Source organism: Neobacillus terrae (genome assembly GCF_011393025.1).
Taxonomy (GTDB): Bacteria; Bacillota; Bacilli; order Bacillales; family Cytobacillaceae; genus Neobacillus_A; species Neobacillus_A terrae.
This window is the reverse complement of record NZ_JAAOEO010000003.1, coordinates 15948-38299: the sequence shown is the minus strand read 5'-3', so window position 1 is coordinate 38299 and position 22352 is coordinate 15948. Positions and strand designations below refer to the sequence as shown.

Annotated in this window: 16 protein-coding genes; 9 read left to right on the top strand and 7 right to left on the bottom strand. The window is 39.5% G+C overall.

What is annotated here, in order from left to right; translation table 11 throughout:
• Positions 1-52 precede the first annotated feature (52 nt).
• The 8 genes from fliD (at position 53) to G8761_RS04860 (ending at position 7910) form a co-directional block, all read left to right on the top strand.
• A complete protein-coding gene (gene fliD, locus G8761_RS04895; RefSeq protein ID WP_166024265.1) occupies positions 53-1687 on the top strand; it encodes a flagellar filament capping protein FliD in 1635 nt (544 codons plus the stop codon).
• Positions 1688-1710: 23 nt separating this feature from the next.
• Entirely contained in the window at positions 1711-2088 is a 378-nt protein-coding gene (gene fliS, locus G8761_RS04890; RefSeq protein WP_166024263.1) for a flagellar export chaperone FliS, read from the top strand.
• Positions 2089-2094: 6 nt separating this feature from the next.
• Positions 2095-2439: a flagellar protein FliT gene (gene fliT, locus G8761_RS04885; RefSeq protein ID WP_166024261.1), complete on the top strand. Its 345-nt coding sequence runs from the start codon at positions 2095-2097 to the stop codon at positions 2437-2439.
• A 40-nt stretch (positions 2440-2479) separates the two neighbouring features.
• On the top strand, positions 2480-2854 hold the full coding sequence (gene flaG, locus G8761_RS04880; RefSeq protein ID WP_420800227.1) for a flagellar protein FlaG: 375 nt from the start codon (positions 2480-2482) through the stop codon (positions 2852-2854).
• Between the two features lie 177 nt (positions 2855-3031).
• Positions 3032-3583 carry a ribosome hibernation-promoting factor, HPF/YfiA family gene (gene hpf / locus G8761_RS04875; protein WP_166024257.1) on the top strand — a complete coding sequence of 184 codons (552 nt, stop codon included), beginning with the start codon at positions 3032-3034 and terminating at the stop codon, positions 3581-3583.
• A gap of 166 nt (positions 3584-3749) precedes the next feature.
• On the top strand, positions 3750-4595 hold the full coding sequence (locus G8761_RS04870) for a DUF1028 domain-containing protein (protein ID WP_166024255.1): 846 nt from the start codon (positions 3750-3752) through the stop codon (positions 4593-4595).
• Between the two features lie 104 nt (positions 4596-4699).
• A complete protein-coding gene (locus G8761_RS04865; RefSeq protein ID WP_166024253.1) occupies positions 4700-6637 on the top strand; it encodes an SEC-C metal-binding domain-containing protein in 1938 nt (645 codons plus the stop codon).
• Positions 6638-7442: 805 nt separating this feature from the next.
• A complete protein-coding gene (locus tag G8761_RS04860; RefSeq protein WP_166024251.1) occupies positions 7443-7910 on the top strand; it encodes a VanZ family protein in 468 nt (155 codons plus the stop codon).
• A 112-nt stretch (positions 7911-8022) separates the two neighbouring features.
• Here G8761_RS04860 and G8761_RS04855 read toward each other — a convergent pair whose 3' ends face one another.
• The 7 genes from G8761_RS04855 to G8761_RS04825 form a co-directional block, all read right to left on the bottom strand.
• Positions 8023-9345 carry a TIGR00366 family protein gene (locus G8761_RS04855; protein ID WP_166024249.1) on the bottom strand — a complete coding sequence of 441 codons (1323 nt, stop codon included), beginning with the start codon at positions 9343-9345 and terminating at the stop codon, positions 8023-8025.
• A gap of 449 nt (positions 9346-9794) precedes the next feature.
• A complete protein-coding gene (locus G8761_RS04850; RefSeq protein WP_166024247.1) occupies positions 9795-12008 on the bottom strand; it encodes a cytochrome c3 family protein in 2214 nt (737 codons plus the stop codon).
• Between the two features lie 356 nt (positions 12009-12364).
• Positions 12365-14164, bottom strand: coding sequence for a cytochrome c3 family protein (locus G8761_RS04845; RefSeq protein WP_166024245.1), 1800 nt, complete (start codon positions 14162-14164; stop codon positions 12365-12367).
• Between the two features lie 99 nt (positions 14165-14263).
• Positions 14264-15235: a 6-bladed beta-propeller gene (locus tag G8761_RS04840; RefSeq protein WP_166024242.1), complete on the bottom strand. Its 972-nt coding sequence runs from the start codon at positions 15233-15235 to the stop codon at positions 14264-14266.
• 17 nt (positions 15236-15252) lie between these two features.
• Positions 15253-15957: a tetratricopeptide repeat protein gene (locus tag G8761_RS04835; RefSeq protein WP_166024240.1), complete on the bottom strand. Its 705-nt coding sequence runs from the start codon at positions 15955-15957 to the stop codon at positions 15253-15255.
• A gap of 26 nt (positions 15958-15983) precedes the next feature.
• On the bottom strand, positions 15984-17144 hold the full coding sequence (locus G8761_RS04830; RefSeq protein ID WP_166024238.1) for a cytochrome c3 family protein: 1161 nt from the start codon (positions 17142-17144) through the stop codon (positions 15984-15986).
• 34 nt (positions 17145-17178) lie between these two features.
• Positions 17179-18561, bottom strand: coding sequence for a NapC/NirT family cytochrome c (locus tag G8761_RS04825; RefSeq protein WP_166024236.1), 1383 nt, complete (start codon positions 18559-18561; stop codon positions 17179-17181).
• Between the two features lie 917 nt (positions 18562-19478).
• Here G8761_RS04825 and secA point away from each other — a divergent pair.
• Positions 19479-21989 carry a preprotein translocase subunit SecA gene (secA, locus tag G8761_RS04820; protein ID WP_166024234.1) on the top strand — a complete coding sequence of 837 codons (2511 nt, stop codon included), beginning with the start codon at positions 19479-19481 and terminating at the stop codon, positions 21987-21989.
• Positions 21990-22352: the final 363 nt, after the last annotated feature.

Genomic DNA, 22352 nt, shown 5'->3' with positions numbered 1-22352 from the left:
TAAATAAGCAATTATAGATAAAAAAGGAAAATGAGCAGGGTGGTGAAATAATATGGTAACTCCAGTAGATGGAACAAGTAGTACTTCCAATAGTCTAAGAATTACCGGTTTGGCTTCAGGGATGGACACAGAAAAAATGGTTTCTGATTTAATGAAGGCAGCAAGAATTCCAAGAGACCAGGTTTATCAAAAACAACAATGGGTTGAATGGCAACAGGGTGCCTATCGTGATATAAATTTAGCAATGAAGACCTTCCAGAGCGCGGAAGAAAATTTACGCTTTCAATCTTCATTTAATCCATACAGCGCTACATCTTCAGATACCTCCGCAGCAACGGTAACAACAGGTTCGAACGTTCTTCAGGGGACCTATAAAGTGACAATTAACAGTATCGCGTCAGCTGCCACACTGATTTCAGGAGGTGCGGTAAAAAATAGTTTGGGAACATCTGCTCAATCGGGGGATACAGTACTGGTTGCAGGAACTTCAGCTGCATCCTTTCAAATACAGCCTCCAACTCCTGCCGGGGGGAACACGCCGCCACCGGTTAAGATAGATGTGGGTACGAGTGATACATTTCAAGATATTGCTAATCAAATTACAAGTAAGGTAAGTGGATTAAAAGCATCATTCGATAGTACTACTTCGCGGTTTGTACTTACAGCAACAAGTATGGGCGACCAAGGAAACTTCACTATTTCAAATGTTTCGGGAAATGTAGCGGAAGTGATTGTTAATGGTGGTACAGTGAATGCTGCTACTTCGACATTTTCAGCATCTTTCAAGGGAACTGATGCAAATGTAGATATTACTGCACCAGGCTCAACGTCTGCCATAAAGGTTACTCAGTCAACAAATAATATTAGCGCATTGGGCTTAAACTTAACATTACTCAAACCAACCGGCAATAATTCAATCGATATTAATGTGAAAACGGATACGGATACTGTTTACAATAATATTAAGGGATTTGTTGATGCTTATAATACATTAATAGATTCAATAAATACAAAGCTGAATGAAAAACGTTATCGCGACTATCCGCCGTTAACAGACGAGCAACGCAGTTCGATGACTGACAAACAAATCGATTTATGGGAAGAGAAAGCGAAGAGCGGCCTTTTAAACCACGACCCTACACTAAATGATATTGTTAATCGTCTTAGAAGCTCTATAGTTTCACCAGTACAGAGTATAACGGGTAGCATGAGAACTCTCTCATCCGTTGGTATTGGTACAGAGTTTTTGAAATCTGATGGAACTTTAGCGAAGGATTATGATAATTCCGGGAAACTGCAAATAGATGAGACAAAACTTCGAGATGCAATTGCAAATCATCCTGATGATGTAATGAATTTATTTACAAAAGATGACCCAAGTGCAAATTATACAGCTAATCCACTTATTAAAGCCCGGACTGATTATGAAGGTATTGGAACCCGGCTTTATGATATTGCAAATGAGTCTATTAGTAAATTGAATGATCGTGCTGGAATTCCAAATCTATTAACAGTTGATACTAGCGCTCTTGGACAACAAATTAAAGACTTAACCGATCAACTTTCTCGATGGGACGATCGATTAAGCTTATTACAAGATCGGTATAATAAAGAATTTACCGCGATGGAAACAGCCATTAATAAATTTAATGCGCAGGGCGGTTACCTTTCTCAATCATTAGGATAAAACGAAAAGCGAGGTTATAGAATATGTCAGTAAGTAATCCATATCAAACTTACCAAGAAAATTCTGTGTATACTGCAAAGCCAGCAGAATTAACCTTAATGCTTTATAATGGATGCTTAAAATTTATTGCATTAGCTAAAAATGCCATAGAAAAGAGAAATATAGAAGAAAAACATACTAATATTACAAAAACCCAAAAAATTATAACAGAACTTATAATTACCTTAAATTACGATTATGAAATTTCAAAAGAAATGAAACAACTATATGAGTATATGAACAGGCGATTAGTAGAGGGTAATATTAAGAATGACTCTTCGATTCTAAACGAAGTAGAAGATCTTGTAAGAGAATTTCGTGATACATGGAAAGAAGCTATGCAAATAGCAAAAAGGAAGTAAAAAGTAATGCCTTCATTAAAGGAGTTAATCTCTATTACAGAAAAATTAAATAGTCTGCTGGATCAAGTAAAGAAGAGCAATAGACTTGAATTAATTGAGGAAGTAAACATATTGTTGAATGAACGAGGGGTTATATTAAGAGGATTAGATTTTTCAACCCTTAAAACAGACCCACTTGTTAATCAACTTTTATCAGATGAGAAGGATATTAAACACAAGATGCAGCGAATATTTACTGATATTAAAAATGATGTTAGGTTGATAAACAAAAAGCGCAATTCCGGAGAAAATTATATCAATCCATACCAAAGTCTGCAGGTTGATGGAGTCTTCTTCGATCGAAAAAAATAAAAAATGGACTTAGTGAAAGCTATGGATAAGGGGGAAAATGATGATTGATCGTGTTTCTGCGCCAATCATCCCAAACCAACAAAGAATTGCAACTAGTGAAGGGGTAAAATTAAACCAAAATAAGTTCGAAGATAACCCATCTTTAAAAAATCAATTGCAAAATCAGCAGCCTTATCAACTTGGTCAGAAACAGAAGGAAAAAATAGAAGAGGTTGTTAAGGGATTGAATGATTTTCTGCAGCCCGCACACACCTCTTTAAAATTTAAGCTGCATGAAAAATTAAATGAATATTACGTCACCATTGTGGATGACAATACAAATGAAGTAGTTAATGAGATACCATCAAAGAAATTGTTAGATATTTTTGCAGATATGAAAGAACATCTCGGACTTCTGATGGATAAAAAAATTTAATATTGAAGCTCGTGGGACCGCCATTTATATTTGGCGGTTATTTTTTTGTCAACATTTGTCACTATTTCCCTGTTGTTTTTGTCAATAAATCGACAAATTTTTTGGTCTGTTTTAGCAGGAATCACATAGGGTAGAATAGAATTGTATTTACATAGTCTTAACAAAGGAGGAGTTCGCATGAATTACAACATTCGTGGAGAAAACATTGAGGTAACTCCAGCAATCAGAGAGTATGTAGAAAAGAAGCTTTCCAAATTAGAGCGCTATTTTGGAGAAACACCTGAGGCTAACGTAAACGTAAACTTAAAATTTTATCAGGATAAAACATCAAAAGTAGAAGTAACCATTCCAATGCCGCACCTGGTGCTTCGTGCAGAGGAACAAAATGTTGATATGTATGGAGCAATTGATCTGATTACCGACAAATTGGAGCGCCAAATCCGTAAGCACAAAACAAAGGTTAACCGAAAGTTCCGTGAAAAAGAAAACTTTACTGCTATGTTCTCCAATTTTGAGAGTGTAGAGCCTGAGTTTGAGGAAGAGGATCAGGACCTTGAAGTAGTACGTACAAAGAGCTTTGACCTTAAGCCAATGGACAGCGAGGAAGCCATTCTCCAAATGAACATGCTTGGCCACAATTTCTATGTGTTTACTAATGCTGATACAAACCAAACAAACGTTGTTTACAAACGTAAAGATGGCCGTTACGGCTTAATTGAAGCTCAATAATATTATGATGAAAAACACAGTCTGGTTTCAAATAAGGGCTGTGTTTTTCATTATGCCGCCTTTTCAGAAATTTAATTAAACGTTTGATTAAATTTAAGTAATGAGGCAGGATTTTCTTTTCGCTGCTCGAAATAAGTATTAATTAAATTTAGGAGGATAAAACTACATGACTTTCTCAATTGTAGGGTATGACCCACAGGCAAAGGAGTGGGGAATCGCTGTTCAATCTAAATTTCTCGGTGTTGGAGCCGTTGTACCGTGGGCAAAGGCAGGAGTTGGTGCAGTAGCAACCCAATCTTATGCGAATACAGCATATGGACCAGATGCTTTGTCATTAATGGCTGAAGGGAAATCCGCAGCAGAAGCACTCGAAATTATTCTTGCTGATGACAAAGATAAGGAAATGCGCCAGGTTGGTCTAATTGATGCAAATGGCAACCCAGCCACATTCACCGGTAAGGAATGCTACAGCTGGGCTGGAGGCATCCCAGGGCCTCACTTTGCAGCACAAGGTAATATTTTAGTAGATGAAAAAACAGTAGAAGCAATGGCATCTACCTTTACCTCCACAGAAGGAACTCTTGCAGAGCGCTTGCTTGCAGCCCTAAATGCAGGACAGGAAGCAGGAGGGGACAGCCGAGGTCAGCAGTCCGCAGCATTGCTTGTTGTTAAGGAAGCTGGTGGATACGGCGGCTATAATGATCGCTTTGTTGACTTGCGTGTGGATGACCATCCTGAGCCAATTAAAGAGCTGATTCGAATCTATTACCTTCAGCAGCTTTACTTCGCTCCTTCTAAGCCGGAAAAGGTCGTTCCAATTGACGGAGAAGTTGAGACTGAACTTGCTGCAGAGCTTGCCCGACACGGCTATTTGCATTTTAATATTGTTCAGGAAGAAGAACTTCATAAAGCTTTAACTGCATATCTCCACACAGAAAACTTCGAAATGCGGGAACAGGAAAAAGGGTTTATCGATCTCGAAGTATTGGAATTTATGAAAAAACAAAATTAATTTCTTAAAACAGCTGAAAATTGCCCTTCAGCTGTTTTCTTTTTGAAAGAAATGTACAGAATGGTAGTATAAAAGAAAGAAGCTTTGATCGGGGAGGAATTATTTTGAATGAGAAAATAAATAGAAACGATCCATGCCCTTGCGGCAGCGGAAAAAAGTATAAAAAATGTTGTGGCCTTAACGAGGTCGTATCCATTTCCAATGTTATTGAGGATGAAGTTGTAAGGCTGCAGCACCAGCTGGTAGATTACGCTCTGCAGCATTATGAACGCGAGATTGAACAAGATTATGAACAGCTCGAACCGCATCTTAATCTAGATGATGAGTCAGAACAGGAATTTTATTTAACGATTCATACGATCTGGTTCACCCTTTTCAAAGAAGTAGACGGTGAGGAGACCATTCTTGAAAAATTTATTCGCTATGAATCAAAAAATATTAAGCGGCCGAAGCTGAAGGATATTTTGAATACATGGACAGATGTCCGGACACTTGCAGGGGAAGCAATCGACATTGATGGAAACATCCTTAAGCTTAAAAACTTTTTTACGGGAGAAACAGAAGAAATTTCTCTTATAAATAGCCATAAAGTGGAGGGTGGCAAGAACTCGTTTATCTTTGGTATGGCGCTGCCTTACGAGGACAAGCTGATCTTTATTCCGTCATTGATAGAACTCACAAATCTTCAACCTGACATTGCCTATCAATTTATCGAGGAAAAATCTGCTCAATTGGGATACGATTCACCAGAGGAAGGTTTTAATGACTTTTTTATGGAAATCATGAACGACCTTCCTTCGGCTGGGTTCACTGTTGAGCCGGACAACTTTGAATGGTCGGCTCCGGTTTATCAGGAAGTAGCCGAAGTATTTCAAAAGAAAATGAATGAACTTAACGAGAGTCCAACCCTTATTGATTTTGGTATTCTCGTTTGGCATAAATTTTGCGAGAAAAGGCAAAAGCAGATTAAAAATCCGGCTGTTTATGCTGCTGCTCTTCATTATCTTATTTCATTCATATTCCCAGAGGATTTCCCAAACACGCAAAAGAAAGTAGCAGAGATTTATGGTGTATCCGTAGCGAGTATATCAAGCCGTTACTATGAATTGGATGAGGTGCTGCATGATGACATAGTTCAGATGTTGGAGGAAAGTGCAGGACCGGCCGAGGCTGGCATCAATCCTTTAGCCTCTGAACAGATGCTGAATGATGTATTTGCCGAAATACAGGAACAGGGCCTTGAAAGCATCGAAGAAATTGAGGAGTTTTTAAATAAAAAAATAAATCAGCCGCAAAAGCCGGTGAGAAAGACATCCCGAAGCAATAAGGAACATGCCCAAAACCTAATTTACGAAGCATTTGAAGCCCAAGGTGTTGATCGCTATAAGCTGGCATTGGAGGCCCTAGACCTTGACCCATCCAACGCAGATGCTTATAACCTTGCCGGTGAATTTGCCGACAGTCCTGAAGAAGCAGCCGAAATATATAAAAAGGGAATGGAAGCAGCTGAAAAAGAACTTGGAAAAGACTTTTTTCTTGAAAACAGAGGTTATTTCTGGGGGTTAATAGAAACGAGACCATACATGCGGGCAAAAAATAAATATGCTCAGACACTTGTGGTTATCGGAAAAAGCGCAGAAGCAGCCAGCGAATACGAAGCCATACTCGAACTTAACCCAATGGACAATCAGGGCATCCGCTATGATCTATTCCCACTCTACCTTGAGTTAAAACAGTTTGATAAAGCAAAGGCTCTCCTTAAGAAGTTCCCGGAAGATTCAACGCATTGGCTATTCAATGAACTCCTGCTCGAACTTCTTGAAAAGGGCAAAACGGCTAAAGCAACCAGATTGCTGAAAAAAGCCAATGCACAAAACAAATACGTCATTGACTATATCACCGGCAAAAAACGCCTGCCAAAGCAACTGCCTGAATACTATGGCTGGGGCGACCAAAACGAAGCCATTATCTATGCGATTTCTACAATTGATCTTTGGAAGATGGTAGATGCACTGAAAGAATGGATAGAGAAGAAGAAATAAAAAATTGAGAAGCTTGATTTGAAATAACCACGAGATAAAAATAAGACGCCTCTAAAAGTATTTAAATACTATGGGGTGACCATAGAAAATGAGACAAGTATAAAACACTCCCTATGTGGTAGTTAGTAAAAATACTATTTGAGGGTGTGTTTTTTTTTGGAGAAAGAGGACTCATTAAGTGAAACTTTGTCCAAAAAAGAAATCATCGGAAAATACGGAATTAAGAATATCCCCCAAATTAAAGCTTGGGTGAATTCGCTTAGAAATAGGGAGGAACATCGATTTATACCATCAATAAGAAAACAATAGCCTACGGTAAGGGGGCGGAGGAATTAGCAGAAATGCACAACCATTTTTTTACTAGAATGATGCACATTGGATGTCACCTATTTTTGCAGCGACCATAAGACTTATGATACCTACCATGGAAAAAGATCCTGCAATTATACACCTTAAGGGGTTCGATAAGCTCAATTTCAACTTCTTGGACCATCTCCTTTCGATTTTCTGGCACTTTTTTGGAATTTTCACTTTGATTTTTTTCATATAATTATTTTGAGCGGGACTCCACAAAAAGTTTGTGAGGTCTCCCAAACTTTTATACTCATTTTTGGTTCCACTTGGTCACAAGGTGAGACTCTATTTTTTTATGTAGGAGCGGGTGCCTCTTGATCTATTTCTGCAATAAAAAAATACTTTTTAAAGTCAGCTTAGTTTTGCTATAAACTTAGTTTTTTATCTCCTTTATATTGTTGTTATAATACTCTTATACTAATTAAATTTGAAAGAAATTGGGAAATATCAGATGAAAAAACTTTTAAGCTGGTCTTTAGTGATTTTATGGATGCTGGTTATTTTTACTCTATCAAATCAGCCCGCCACCCAATCAGATACCTTGAGTACTGGTGTCACTAAGTTTGTTATGGAACTGCTGCAAGTAATTACAAATGGAGCAGCCGATTTGAAGAGTTTCAATCATATCATCAGGAAATGTGCTCATTTTTTTGTTTACTTTGTTCTTGGAATCCTTGCATTAAACGCCTTAAGAAGAAGCGGGGTTTTTGGGTGGAGAAGTATAGGGTTGACGGTGCTCATATATGTGCTGTACGCCACTTTAGATGAGATTCATCAAATATTTGTACCTGGAAGAGGACCAGCAGTCAAAGATGTTCTCATTGACAGCAGTGGGGGGACGTTGGGGGTTATCATAAACTTGCTGCTCATAAAACTTTTAAAAGTAAGGGAATCAGTAAAATCGTTATCAGCGAAGTAACGGATTCCTAAAAACTGCCCTCCATAATCATTTTGTTATAGTAAGAAAAATAATGTTGATTAAATAAGGACCGGATAGAAACCGATCCTTTTGCTTTCAACAGTTAAATAGATTAGAAGAAGTATAGACCTATACAGAAAATAATGCCTGAATAGATTAATGCTGTGATACAGAATCCCATAATATCGCGGGCTTTAAGTCCGGCGATTGCCAGTGCAGGCAGTGCCCAGAATGGCTGTGCCATGTTCATCCATGCTTCACCGTACGCAACGGCCATAGATGCTTTTCCAAGATCAACTCCTAGTTCCTTTGCAGCAGGAATAACGAATGGACCCTGAACTACCCAGTGGCCGCCTCCTGAAGGAACTGCCAGGTTGACAAGGCCTGAGCTAAAGAAGGTAAGGATTGGGAAGGTGTGAACATTGGAAATGTTTACGAATAAGTTCGTAATTAGTCCACCTAGCCCGGATCCATCCATCATTAGCTGAATCCCCGCGTAAAATGGAAACTGCGCAATAATTCCAGCTGTACCAACAGCTGCTGCTTTTACTGCTCTCATATAGGACATTGGTGTGCCATGCAGAATGATTCCAAGAACCATAAAAATAAGGTTTACGATGTTGATATCAATTTTGGCACCATTATTTATGAAATAAATAATAATATAGGCCAGGCCCAGGACTCCAATAATATAAGCAAGAACTCTGCTTTCCTCAAGTTTTTCAGCAAATGAAGCATTTGGCGGAAGCTTCCTTAATGTAGAAGGCTCTTCTCTTAAAAGGTCAGAGTCAACTGCAATAATTTCGTTTTCGGGCCGCATCATTAATCTTGTCAAAAATGGCAGAGTGACCAGTAGAACAAGAGTAATAAAGATGTTGTAAGGTGAGAATATTGTTTCAGAAATAGGAATAATACCAGCAAGCTTTTCCATTGGGTTTCCTTTTGTTGCGGCTGCTAAAGGAATGGATCCGGAAAATCCACCATGCCATGTCAGGAAGCCGATATAGGCACTCGCAATTAATAAGCGATAGTCTGATTTTGGTACCCTGCGGGCAACTTCGCGTGCAAAAAGCGCACCAACTACCAAGCCAAATCCCCAATTAAGAATACAGGCAAACGCAGAGACAAACGTTACCAGCAAAACACCCTGTACAGGTGTTTTGGCGATTGAGGCTACTTTTCCCATCCATCTCCTCAAAAGCGGTGAGCTTGCCAATGCATGCCCTGTTACGACTACGAGTGCCATTTGCATTGAAAAAGCTAAAAGATTCCAAAAACCATCCCCCCAAAGCTGAACAAGATCCATCGGTGATTTTGGAGTTAAAGCAAACCCTAGGACAAAGATAAGAAGAGTTAAGATCATTGCAAAAACGAGTGGATCTGGTAAATACCTATCTACCATTTTTGTGAAAAACTTTGAAATAGAACTAACCACTGTTGGTCCCCCAATCAAGAAATATAGAAATTTATTTAGTAAACGTTTACATTTCACTATTTTACCATTTAACAAATATTTCGACAAATTGCACGATTTTTCTTGCATGAGGTGCCATACAGTGCACTAATACCATTTATGACTATATTTGATTTTTTATCAACTTGAATAATTTATGGGATAATAATCGTAAATAAAGCTGAATTGGGGAAGGAAAATACTTATAGGTGAAAGTTCCCATTCGGTATTTTGGATAATATTGATTTTCAGTTGTTGAGGAATGACTGATCCTGAAAATTTTTCGGTTAATCTGTGAAAATTTAGTTAATCAAACGTTTGATTAAATTGGATTCAACCCATATAGATCAAAGACTTTTATATGTCGAAAAAAATTTGGGATGTCCCGAGAAGATAACATAAAAAACCGAGAGGAAAATCCTCTCGTTTTTTTATGGGGTTCCTGTTTTAGGTGCGTGGGCTGCTTCTATAAAGGATTTTGAAGCACCACCATGGCACAATGAACATGCCTGCTTACCTTTATCAGTTGAAGGATCATGGCCTTCCGACTTGGTGATATCAAGTGCCCTTGCAGTTTTTCCGTAAATATCGGTTGATCCATTATGGCACTTGGTGCAGAAATTTCTTTCGTTTGTTGCATCCCAAGTTTTACCCGAAGACACAAACTTTTTAGAAGGATCAGTGATTCTTAAATTTCCCAATTCATCTCTTAACATTTTAATATTATTGGACCCATGGGTTTCATGGCACTCAGCACAAGGGAGTGTACCGTTTAATTTACTGCCATCGTCCTGCATCGATTGGGAGCCTGCCAGCATAAATAGATGTTTAGAGTTTTGGTCAGTATAATATGTTTCAATATCAGATAGGACTAGTTTAGCTGTTGCTTTTTCAGCATTATGACAGCGAAGACATAAAGAGTAGTCTGTAACAGTTGGAGCTAATTTATCAGTATGGTCAAAATTAACATCTACTTTCCTGGAATCAATGGTACCGGTAGCAGTTAACGTTTTAGCATATTGTAGGGCTTTATAAAATCCGTCTGGATAGGTTGTTCGATTAAAGATGGAATAATCGTCATGACAGCTTTCACATGCAGTATCCAAACTATCAACGACTAGAGTAGATAATCCCTTTTTATTCCGATCGGCTTCTTTATGAGTATAAACATAGTGATCCTTTAACAAATTCGGATTATCAGATGACCACTCAAGATGAGGATTATGGCAGCTAGTGCAAGCTTCTGGCTGTTTTAATGTATTCGACGCATTATCCCCATATTCAGCAGGATTATTGTGATGGTACTCTTTCTCTATATTGCTTATAAAAGGTGCATTTGTCGTTCCGTCATGGCAGGCCATACAATAATTCCGTGAAGCATCCTGTTGTAATTTGTCATTATACTCAACTAGATAAGAACCTCCCTCTGCCTGAGACTTTACAGGATCCAATTTTTGCATTGGATTGTTAACATGCGTACTATGACAAGCAGCGCACATATTTGTATTCAAATTATAATGGCCGTGAGGATTGGAACTGGTCTTACCAGACGAGTTATCATCAAAGTCATCCCAATCAGTGTTTGTTTTTGTACTAAATTTAAAAAACTTCGCAAATACAAGATTGTTATTATCATCGGATAGAGAAGGGTCCAGATATACTAAATAAGTTTTATTGTTTTCCAAGTCTTTACTTGGTTTAAAGGTAATATCGTAAGCATATTTTCCGGCGGGAGGATCTGCATTCACTGCTACGGTGGAATCCCCAGAAATCTCTACAGGAGATTGAGTCTTTGATATAGGCATTAATAAGACATTTATTGGGTTATTTGATGTAACCTTAGAATCAAGTTCGGTCATTGGTTTATCGTCAACCAATGTTATTTTTATTTGGGCATTTACAGGCACGCTTGTTAAATCTTCGGCATTTAATTCCTTATCGGGTGAGCCAGGAATCATAATTACTGATTTATAGATATAGGGCCTGGTTGAAATAGTAAAAGAAATACTTGATGTATTGGATGTATTATCGGTGTTCGTATTGTCTTTGATTGTAATCACAATTTTATGCGGACCTTCATTAGAATAAGTGTGAGTAAAAGACCATGTTCCTTCATTGCCAGTGGTGCTTGTTATATTCCACTCTGAAGTGTTACTTTCAGAATTTGAGAATTCATTGATAGCTCCATTTATGTCTTCTGAAGCGGAAAAAACCAGGTTAGAGTTTTGAATAGTTGGATCGGTATTTGTATAGGTTCCTGAAAGATTAACCTTAAAATTATGAAACTCTTGATTATTAAAAGGGTTATTTACAGAGACAGTTGGCTTTACTACAGTTGATTCTACCGTTACAGTTTCAACAGCAGTGGTTTCGGTAGTTGTATCAGTTGTGGTGCCGGTAGCTGAATCTGTAGCTATGGAATCAGTAGTTGTGGATCCAGTTGCAGATGTTCCTGTTGTTGCTGGTTCCGTTGAAGGTGTTTCGGTAGTTGGCTGAGTAAATGTTGGATCTGTAATAGTTGTTGTTCCAGATGTTTCTGAATAAGCAATAGAGGGTGGTAAGTACCATACAGAGGATCCAAGTAAAAATGCAGCTAACAAACAATAGAGGAGAGAGGGCTTTTTTACTCGAATTAGTTTTTTCATGATCTTCATCTCGTTTTCATGTGAATTTATGTAGGTAATTTGTATGATTGTTTATTTATATATAGGGATTATATGTATATTATAGCAATGAAAATGGGGAAAAGATGGGGCGAAAATGGAGCATTTTATTGACAGGTTTGTGTCATGGTGGAATAATTATTAGAAAAACTTGGCATTCGCCAAGTTCCCTTGGCGGATGCCCTAGTTTTGCTTATGCGTTCAGAATTTATGGATATAAATTCTGATTAGCTAAATAAACAAGGCAGCAATTTAATTGCCGCCTTGCTCGACCTTCTTTAAATTAAATATCTTTTTAAAAGCTAACAAGTAGTGGCGCTATTTGTTGGCTTTTTTTATTAATGTGAAGGAGTTTCAGTTCTTGTTGCTCCAGGTTGACCACCTAGAGGATGATCTACGTTATTTTGGTTGCTCAAGAATTGTTCGCCTTGGCCGTGACAGGCATAACATACAGCCATACCGGTGTAACGTTTAAGAGCAGAAGATGGGTTTGGATCTTTTAAGTAGTCAATTGCAGCTGTTGGAGTCATTGGAGTAGTTCCTTCAGTTGTTAAATCGTAATAAGTCTTATCATTGGCAGTTTTCATGATTTGGGCTTCAGTTCCGTGCCCGAAGTGGCAGCGTACGCATGTTAAAGCATCTGTACCAGTTTGGTGACGGTGTGCTTGTGAATAAACACCAGTGTTGTTTGTACGTGTTGCAGATAGATAGTCAGTATGACAAGCAGAGCAATATTTGCTCATTTGAGTACCGCTATCTTTAATGAATTTGCTATTTGCACTATCAAATAACGATGCAATGTCGTCAGTTGTTTCAACATCTACACCGATTGAGATAGTTGCTTTTGTAACATTTGCTATTTGAGTTCCATAAGCGAAACCATCGCGCCAGACAACCGTCATTCCTGCTGCTCTTGTAATATCAGTTGTACCATTGTAAAGGATAGTATCTGCTTTATAAGGATAGCCTTTTTCTTGAAGCCATAGAGAATAATCAGCTACATATTTTGAACCATCCCATCTATATGTCTGGATAACATCAACAGGACCAGTTACTGTTCCAATTGCACGTTTATAGAAGAAGTTTGCATCTACAGCTGCTTGGTCAGCCAAAGTAGATTTAACAAGGATATATGGTGTATCTTGTGTGGTTGGAACAGTGGTTTGAATTGTAAGATCTTTGAATAATTTACCGTTTAGTATATCTTTGTCAGTTGATCCTTTAACGTATACAACACCGCCCCAGCCTAATGGGTCAATGTTCAGGTTGTTCTCACCGGATGCACCAGCAGAGCCGTTACCGTGTGCTGCGTGACAGCTTGCACAGTCAAATTCTTGCCCCCATTGTTTATTAGTATCTGTAGCACCAGTGTTACCACCAGGAGCAGCACTAACTTTCAAAGATCCATCGGCTGTATGGAGGGAGCCATTGTGGTTAGCAGTTTGAACGTTGAATGTACCAGCAATGCTATGTGCATTTTCTTCTGAAACCGGAGCAAATGAGTTATATGCGCCTGTTGTACCGTCGTGGCAAGCGGAACATGTGCTGTATGCTCCATCTTTGAATAATAGGTTATTGTCAGCACCTGTATGTGTTTGGTGACAGCTAGCACAGGAGTTTGTATTATTTTGATAGAAACCGTGAACTTTTTGTCCGGATCTTTGTTTTCTTGTATTGTTAAAACCTGTTTGGTTAGCGTTTTTAAGACCACTTCCATCTAAGTCAACATGAGTATCAGGTGTTTGAAACATATTTGTGTTATGTGCGTCACTAACCAATGCAGTTGACTTCGATAGTAATGTTGCATGGGCAGTATCGTCTGAATGGTATAGTTCTACAACATAATCTTTACCAGGTGTTAAAACACCCGCAGCATAGGCAACTTTCCCTTTTTTAGTGGCATCAAGTGTTGCCGCAGTTGTACTAACAGTTGTTGCACCATCTTTTAAGACTAAATCAAAAGATCTGCCTGCGATATCAGAAGCATCTGCTGAGTTTCCTGTAAAGGGAACATCAAGGCCAAGACCATTTTGTACGGGCTTTAATCCATAAGGATCTTTCGCAAATGCAGCAGTGCTGAGGATTCCCACCAAGAAAAATGCAATGATAAGTGAGAAACTCATTTTTATCTTACTCATTTTCAAAAACCTCCCTGTTACTTCTCTCTTTTTTTATATCTGCAAAGCTTTAAAACCTCCCTTTCTTTAGGCATCACCTCCCTATATTTAAAAAATATATTAGTAATAAAGGGCAATCCTTTGGTTAACGGTATCAGTGATGAAAACTTCACCTTTATCATCTACAAATAAACCGTTTGGAAGATAAAATTGCTCTTTATCGCTGCCTAAACCACCGAATTGGAAGACCTGTTTGCCGTTTTTATCAAAGCCATAAACAAAGTGAGTCATGTTATCTACCATTAGCAGGGTACCGTCTGATTTAACACCAATTCCTCGTGGATTAACAAACTTGGAATCTCCTTTTCCATCTGTAGAACCATTTATAATTCGGAGGAATTTTCCCGATTTATCGTAAATAACTAGTCGCTGATTTCCAGTATCGGAGACATAAATATTGTTTTCACTATCTATTGTGACAGCATTGGGCGCGTTCAAGATGTCATCCTTGGAAGTTGCAGATGTTAAATCCATTAGTTTTTTTCCACTGTTTAAATCGTATTTCATTACTCTGTTTGACTGGATATCGGTTACATAAAGACTATTTTTGTAAATACGTAAACCGCCAGGGGACTTTAAAAAGTCCGCCTTTGTAGATTCGTCGGTAAAATATTTAATAAATTTGCCTTTAGAAGTAAAGATTGAAATTTTTCCGTTGTAAAGATCGGCAACATACACATTGCCTTTTTTATCTCCGTCAATACCATAAGGAAACTGGAATTCGCCCTGGCCTGTTCCTTGCTTGCCAAATTTAAAAATAGGGGTTCCTGAAGTATCAAATACTTGAATTTGTTTGTGATTTGTATCTGTAACATAAAGGAACTGTCCGATCTTTGAAACGTCCATTGGTTTTTCCAAAGGAGTACTTAAATCACCCTGGATAAAATAGCCGAGAGCAGGGGGGCCGCCTTTAACAGTGCTTGCAACTTTAATTGCGTTATCCTGAAGATGGAAAAAGTAGATGACGGTGAAGAGTACCGCAGTCAAAGTTACAATGGTGCCCATCCATATATAAGTAGTTTTTTTCTTCATGGGTTTCCATCTCCTTTCTAATTGTCTTTTCCGTTAAGTCGATCTAGTGCCGTTATTGCCGGTTTAAAAGTAGGGTCATAAGTCAGGGTTTCTTTATAGATCTTTTCTGCTTCCTTTTTCTTTCCTTGAGCTTCAGCTGTCATCCCCACTTCATAAACCACATCCGTATTTCCAGGTTTTAGGCGAGCAGCCTCTTCCAACGATTTTGTTGCTTCTTTATACATCTTTAATTTTCTGTAGCTTCGTCCTAATAATAAGTGACTTTTATAATCTCTAGGGGAGAGTTTAACTGCTTTGGCTGCCATTTGCAGAGCATCATCTGTACGTTTTTCTTTATCATAAGCAATACTTAAATTCAGATAAGCTTCATAGAAGTTTTTATCAAGGCTTTTGGCTGTTTGGTATTCCTTGATAGCGCTGTCGGTATCACCTTTAAGGAAGTAGGTGTATCCCAACTGGACTCTCAATGTTGGATCATTCGGCTTTTCGTTTACCTGCATTTTATAATAATCAAGTTGTTTTTCAATCTGGTCTGCATTCTTATTCCATAGATATTTATTGCTGAAATAATAACCAGCAGAGAGGCTGATTGCCAAGGTTGCAACCAAGAGTATAAGAGATTGCCAACATTTGAAGCGGTTCTTTTTTTGTTTCTTTGGTTTTTTATTTTTCTCTGTGCTTGATGCTTCTTCTTGTAGGTTAATCTGTACCTGGCTTTCCATAATAGCCCTCCTTTTCTAATGGGACATTATTGTTTATGGCATGATTCACATTTTTGCCTGTTATGGCAGGTGTAGCACATTTCAACTGGCTTTTGTCCCTGCGGCAGCAAGATAGGATGGGTGGCTCTGAAGTCTTTATCCTCATGACTTGCAGGATGGCAGCTGCTACAGGTAACATTATTTGTTTTATTAAAGCCTGTTTTTTGATAATCATGGCACGTCAGGCATTTTTTTGTGCTTTGTTTGGCTAATCCTCCATGCCGGCTGACAAAACTTTTGCCATGGCTGGGAGGACGCTTGGTATGACAGGCTTTGCAAAATGTATTTTCTTTTGTGTATTCCTGAACGTTATTTGGAGTTTTCTTTACTGTTCCCGTCCCTAAGAATTGCTCAGAAGCGGGGACTTCTTCCATGACGGGTATATCCTTATCTGACATGTACTGATGGCAGCTGTTGCACTGTTTAACATCCTTTTTGGCGAGACTGCCATGGTTTTTATATTTAAAATTCTTTTGCTTATGAGATTTTGGAACCATTCCTGTTGTATGGCATGTAGTACACTTGGTAGAAATACCACGTGCTTCGTGACATTCCATGCATGTTTCCATTTTGGGACTGGTAAATTTGACATCACTCATCATTGATTTACCGAGAGTGTCATCCCATTTGTCATAATCAGTTTTAAAGGTAACGTTCCGCTGTGCTATTTTGCCATGGGCTACACCACTGTGGCACTGGATACATTTAATATCCTTTGCTAGATGTTTATCATGGGGAATGATAAGGTCCCCGGACGGAGTAACATCTCGGGTTCCGATATTGTGACATCTTTCACAAGTGGAATTTGGTATGTCCTTGGGCATCTGGATAGGTGCTGAATAAGTGTTAGTTGCTTTTTTGAAAGCCTGGAGAAGACCATTTGCTTTATCTTTTGCCAGGTTTTTGGCTCCCGGTTCGATATGGCAATTAACGCAATCGACTTCGCTGTGCGTGGATGCTTTCCAAGTATAGAACTCCGGTTTCATCTCATGGCAGGATGAGCAGAACTTCGAGCTTGATGTTGCTTCCAGCCCTGTAAATCCGATTACGAAGAACAGGGCCAGAAATAACACAGTAAGAGTCAAAATTTTAATCAGTTTATATCGAAAGCGGGGAGGGGACGGCAGGTTTTTCTGCTCTTCATCCATTTTAAATACCCTCCTGTTTCAAGACATTTGCAGTCTAGTCTTTTTTATCCATTTTAAATCCGGTTCTGTGGCAGAATTGGCAATAAACATCTGTTGGTGCTTTCGCTCCTGTTGCTGGATTCACAACTGGCTTTTCACGATCATGACAGACAAAACATTGGGCTTTATCTCCATCTGTTTTTGCGTGACTTGCGTGAGCTGTCAGCCATTTATCGCTCTGCATATGTCCTGGAGGACGTTTGCTATGGCAGGCGCTACAGAATTTATTAATGCGTGATTGATCCTTAACAACTGTAAGATTAGGTGTGTATTTGATTTTTGATGTTCTCATATTGAGAAGGGAGATAATATCTTCTTTTGGAATTTCTCTTACCCACTTGGAATCCTGGTGGCAGTTCATACATGTGTTAAGGCTCTTAATGGCTGTACCACCGTGATTGTGATTCCAATCACCTGTTTTATGAGATTGTGGGACCTTTAATTTTTTATGGCAGGTTCCGCATTCCATGGATATTTTTACATCGGATTTTTGTTTTCCGATAGCCTGAAGGATAATACCCTGAGTTTTTTCATCGTGATCCGCTTGTACAGCTTCAGTATCTGTTGCCTCGGTCTGGACAGCTTCAGTGGTAGCTACTTCAGCTGTTCCTTTAGCTTCGGTTTTTTCACTTTCCTCAGGATTTGGAGGAACAATATAGGCAACATCTTTCCAAGGCTTTTCACCTTTGTTAACCTTGTCATGACAGTCGATACAGGTTCCCATATTTGGTGCAAGGTATTTCTTTTCCATTAACTTTTGAGCAGATTCAGCTGTCCACTTGCCACGAACCTGATCAACATTTATACCCCGGGATGCCATTTTAGCGTGAACGACACCAGCGTGGCATGTGACACAAGGGATGTTTTTCTCGATATGTCCTTTATGGTTTACCTTCAAGTCACCTGATGCGGTTACAAGGCGATTCTTGGAGTGGCACTGCAGACAGTTTTGATTGGAAACCACTTCTTCCTCTGTCTGGACAATTTGGTTAGGCACCCCGGTAACATGGTAGTAAACCTCTTTCATCGATTTCATCTTGTGCGTGATCATGTTTGTGAATCCGGGCTTGATATGGCACTGCACGCAGCTGATTTGATTGTGTGCGCTTGCTGTAAAACTGGTGTATTCCGGCTGCATTTCATGGCAGCTGGAGCAAAACGTTGGTGAGTTGGTAAAGGAAAGGACTCCGTATCCTCCGCCGAAAATGACAATGGCCCCTACCAGCCCTGCAAATAGCAGCTTCCAGCGGTTGACCGGGTTTTTCCAATCTATATTTATGACGGTTCGCCAGAGTCTGCGTATAAGGCCTGTTTTTTTTCTGTTTTCTCGGGTCTCTGTATCTATATCTCTATTTTTCTTTCTCCCCCAAAAGGCCACGATGCTCACCCTTTCTGTTTTGGATTCAATCTACTTTTTTTTCCATTTTAACCTCTCTAAAGGTAGTATCTAATATTGATGGCGCTTTTTCCAATGTACAATTTGTGAATAATTTCCCCTTGGAAAAAATCCAAGTTTCCCCCTAAAAACAACACGTAAATGTTGAAAAATAAAGGACTTAGTTAACATCTTTTCTATAGTGTTAAAGTGTATAAAATTTATATTTATACAAAATAAATGAATTTCATACAATTGTCACACACCTTCTTTCATGAATCGTGGAGTGTGTAAGTTCACTATCAAAAAGATATTCAGGAGGGGATGGGATACTACTGCAATTTTTGACAATAATGGAACAGTCAAAGGCAAATGCCAACATGGATAGTCGGCATTTGTTATTAAGGATATTAGTCGAAGCAGTTGACATTAGCAGGTGCTTATAATTGCCAAAGAAAGAGTTGTGAATCTTTTTTAACAATCTGGGTGGTTAATTGTTAATAAAATGGAAAAAGTGGTTTCTTTTAAAACGGTTGTGTTAAAGCATATTGTCGTTTTTCTACTATGTCATTGGAGCGGAAGGTGCGAGACTCCAGCGGGAAAAGCGGGCCATGGGAGACCCCGCAGGCGCAAAACGCCGAAGAGGCTCCCGGATCGCCCGCGGAAAGCGAGCGCCGGGAGCGGAAATCAACAGGCAACTTTAACTGAGCCATTTTGAAAAAGATAAAGTTAAATTTATGTAAAGCAGAGAGTACTAAGGCTTGACCCGTCTAACATAAGTTGTCACTCCATGGAGGAAGTGGTAAGATGTATAAGAGAAATTGACGAATGTTTAAGGAAGGATTCTGCCGTCATAGAGCGAATCTTTTTCTTTTAGGGCAACTGGAACTTTCTATTTCGATTTAAAGGAGCGTAAGTTCATGCTTGGAATTTTAAATAAAGTGTTTGACTTAAATAAACGTGAAATAAAGAAGCTATCCAAGCTCGCTGATCAGATTGAAGAGCTTGCTGGCGATATGGAAAAAATGACGGACGAGCAGCTTTGTGAAAAAACAGTGGAATTCAAAGAACGCTACCAAAAGGGCGAAACCCTCGATGACCTTCTTGTTGAAGCTTTTGCGGTTGTCCGTGAAGCAGCAAAACGTGTACTTGGATTGTATCCTTACCACGTTCAGCTTATGGGGGGTATTTCTCTCCACGAAGGTAATATTTCTGAAATGAAAACAGGTGAAGGTAAAACGCTGACAGCGACCATGCCGGTTTACTTAAATGCCATTTCCGGTAAAGGTGTTCACGTTGTAACAGTCAACGAATACCTTGCCAGCCGTGACGCGACGGAAATGGGCGAGCTTTACAATTTCCTTGGTTTAAGTGTCGGATTGAATTTAAACAGTATGGATAAAGAAGAAAAGCAGGAAGCTTATGCCTGCGACATTACCTATAGTACAAACAATGAGCTCGGCTTCGATTACTTGCGCGACAACATGGTCGTATATAAGGAACAAAAGGTACAGCGCCCGCTTTTCTTTGCGGTAATTGACGAGGTTGACTCCATTTTGATTGACGAAGCGCGTACTCCATTGATTATTTCGGGTACAGCTCAAAAATCAACAGCTCTTTATATGCAGGCGAACGCATTTGTTCGCACCCTGAAAAAAGACACTGATTACACTTATGATGAAAAAACAAAAGGCGTTATGCTGACAGAAGAAGGAATCAGCAAATCAGAGCGTGCTTTTGGGATTGAAAACCTGTTCGACATGTCGCATGTTGCCCTGAATCACCATATCAACCAGGCGCTGAAGGCAAATGTCAGCATGCACCTGGATATTGACTATGTTGTTCAGGATGGCGAAATTGTGATCGTTGACCAGTTCACTGGCCGTCTGATGAAGGGCCGCCGCTACAGTGAAGGTCTGCACCAAGCGATCGAAGCGAAAGAAGGTCTAGAAGTACAAAACGAGAGTATGACTCTTGCAACCATTACCTTCCAGAACTACTTCCGTATGTATGAAAAGCTTTCCGGTATGACTGGTACAGCGAAAACGGAAGAAGAAGAATTCCGTAACATTTACAATATGAACGTTATTGTGATTCCGACAAACAGACCGATTATTCGTGATGACCGTCCGGATTTAATTTATGCTTCCATGGACGGTAAGTTCAGAGCGGTTGTTGAGGATATTGCTGAGCGCAATCAAAAAGGCCAGCCGGTCCTTGTAGGTACTGTGGCTATTGAAACATCTGAATTGATTTCAAATTATTTGCAGAAAAAAGGTATTCGCCATAATGTATTGAATGCGAAAAACCATTTCCGTGAAGCAGAAATCATTGCCGAAGCAGGCCAAAAGGGATCAGTGACCATTGCAACCAACATGGCCGGCCGTGGTACGGATATCAAACTGGGCGAAGGTGTAATTGATCTTGGCGGTCTTGCTGTTCTTGGTACAGAGCGTCATGAATCACGCCGTATCGACAACCAGCTTCGTGGACGTTCCGGTCGTCAGGGAGATCCAGGGGTAACCCAATTCTACTTGTCTATGGAAGATGAACTGATGCGCCGATTCGGCTCTGATAATATGAAAACAATGATGCAGCGCCTTGGCATGGACGACACCCAGCCAATTCAAAGTAAAATGGTTTCACGTGCCGTTGAGTCTGCTCAAAAACGTGTTGAGGGCAATAACTTTGATGCCCGTAAGCAGCTCCTGCAGTATGACGATGTTCTTCGCCAGCAGCGTGAAATTATTTACGGACAGCGTAACGAGGTTCTTGAGTCTGAAGACCTTCGTGATATTGTTGAAGGCATGATCAAAAGAACGCTTAAGTATGCAATTGATGCTCATACTCCTCAGAATGAAGATGAAGAGGTTTGGGATCTTGAGGGACTTATCAATTATGTAAATGCAAATCTTCTTCATGAAGGTGACATAACTGTTGAGGACCTGAAGGGTAAATATCCTGAAGAAATGGCTGAGTTGATTTTCGCAAAAATTAAAGAGCGCTACGATGAAAAAGAAGAAGTCCTTTCTTCTGAACAAATGCGTGAATTTGAAAAAGTTATCGTACTTCGTGCGGTTGATACAAAGTGGATGGACCATATCGATGCGATGGACCAACTGCGTGAAGGTATCCACCTGCGTGCATACGGTCAGATTGATCCTCTTCGTGAGTACCAGCATGAAGGCTTCGCGATGTTTGAAGCTATGATCGCTGCAATTGAAGAAGATGCAGCCCGCTATATTATGAAAGCGGAAATCCAGAACAACCTTGAGCGCCAGGAGGTTGCCCAGGGACACGCAGTAAATCCTAAGGAAGACGGCGAAGTAAAACAGAAGCCGAAAGTGAAATCTATTGATATTGGCCGAAATGCCCCTTGTCACTGCGGCAGCGGCAAAAAGTACAAAAACTGCCACGGGAAATATGAGTAATAGATGAATTAAGGAGAGACCGGCTCCGTCCGGCTCTCTTTTCGTTTTGATGTAAAGGAAAGCAGCCATTTGTTGGTCAGTGTTACAAAAAATTTTGTTTTTCCGCCGAACCGAGCAACTTATCCGCCAAGTTTTGTGGTTTATCCGCCAAATCGATAAACTTATCCGCCGACTCATGATTTGTGCTGAATTTGGAATAAGAGTGCCCGCCAACCAGTTTGGCTTTCAAGAGAAGTTCGAAAACTGTTCGTCTATTACCTGTGCCAGTACACCAATTTCTTACGATGTTTTGAATTTATCCGCCCCAAACCGTTATAATAGATGAGGAACAATTAAAACCGATCGAATAAACTGTGATACAGA